Source organism: Thalassobacterium sedimentorum, from assembly GCF_031127905.1.
Classification (GTDB): Bacteria; Verrucomicrobiota; Verrucomicrobiia; order Opitutales; family Coraliomargaritaceae; genus Thalassobacterium; species Thalassobacterium sedimentorum.
Genome location: NZ_JARXIC010000097.1, coordinates 1 through 1271, shown reverse-complemented (window position 1 = coordinate 1271; position 1271 = coordinate 1). Strand labels below are relative to the sequence as shown.

General features: G+C 42.3%; 2 protein-coding genes. Both read right to left on the bottom strand.

The annotated features are described in order from the left end of the window. Positions 1-174 precede the first annotated feature (174 nt). Positions 175-543, bottom strand: a complete 369-nt coding sequence (locus QEH59_RS18545) for a hypothetical protein (RefSeq protein ID WP_308986877.1) — start codon at positions 541-543, stop codon at positions 175-177. Positions 544-578: 35 nt separating this feature from the next. Next, complete coding sequence (locus tag QEH59_RS18540; protein WP_308986876.1) at positions 579-1151, bottom strand: biopolymer transporter ExbD; 573 nt, start codon at positions 1149-1151, stop codon at positions 579-581. Between the last annotated feature and the right edge of the window lie 120 nt (positions 1152-1271).

Here is a 1271-nt window from a genome sequence, read left to right as displayed (position 1 = left end):
ACTCATCATTCCATTTTTATAGATTCTCTTTTTTAACACGTTAGCGCAAGGCTGGAATCATCCAAATTGGATTCGTTCTTTCTTTTGCATATCGTCAAAGGTAGGCACGGAGTGAAGTCGCGAAGCGACGTAACGGAGTTGACCTATCCTGCCTTGTTCGACCCTCATTTGGATTTATATGCTCATCGTGGCAATGAAGTATTCTCCGATTTTAAGTGCTGGCAATATTATCACGAGTGCAAGTGGAACTAACCATAATAGACTTCTTTTTTTGATGTATTTATATTTCAGAAATATGCTCATTGGCCAGTAAGCTAAAATGAATCCGATACCTATTTCTTTATTTATTCCGAGTTCGGCGAGGTAGTGGCCGAATGCTACTGGAAGGTAGAAAAAACCAAAAAGATAAGCGCCTATGATCGAATAATATTCTTTGTGAGGATGCTCTGAAACGACTATAAAACTGAGTAGCGCCGAACACCCATAGAGTAAAATGATCACCGCATATGGTGCAAATTTATGGGCTATGTGATCTTTATTCACTTCTTTTGTCGAACGTCGAGCTCTGGCGCGGCGCGTTAGCGACGTTGTCCAGAAGCGTCTTGTTCTGCTTTGGTTGTTGCTATTGCTACATCTTTTAAACCTGCCTTCGCGCATAGGTCCATCACTGAAAGCAATTCTTTATGGGCGACCGCAGGTTCTGCCCGAATCAGGATTTTTGTATCATCAGGTAGTTCCAAAAGTTTTTTCTCTAATTCTTTGCTTGAGATTAGATTGCCGTGAGCGTGCAACTCTTCCTTGGTAATAGAAACTTCAAAAGCTTTTTTTTGCTCTAGTGGGGCGAGCTTTTGATTGGCACCTACATCTGGTTGTGATTTGTTCACTGGCCGTTTAAAGATGTAAGTCGGAAGATGCTCTTCTGTTGTTTGTTTGATCAACACGAGTTCCCATCCATTGCGTCCAAGTTCGTTTAAGTTACCTTCTGGTGTTTGTTTCGAATTCCCAAGTCTGTGGATAATCTTGTATTCCCATTTCTGATTCTTAGCTTCCTCTACTTCTTGAAATCCAGCATCATTAGAGTAAGCTAGGGCAAAGGTGGACAGGCATGTAGCCATAATTGCGAAGGATATTTTTATCTTAGTTGGTTTCATGTTTTTTGCAGAACGGTGAGGCCAGGCACCCAGCCTGAGGGATTCGTATTAGTGAGGGTTATCGGATTTCTAGCGCGTAAAATGGGTTGACCTGTGCCGTCTGGATATGCTCCCGCCCAT

Coding starts and splice junctions, on each gene's coding strand:
- QEH59_RS18540 (WP_308986876.1), bottom strand. CDS start 1,151: ATGAAACCAACTAAGATAAAAATATCCTTCGCAATTATGGCTACATGC.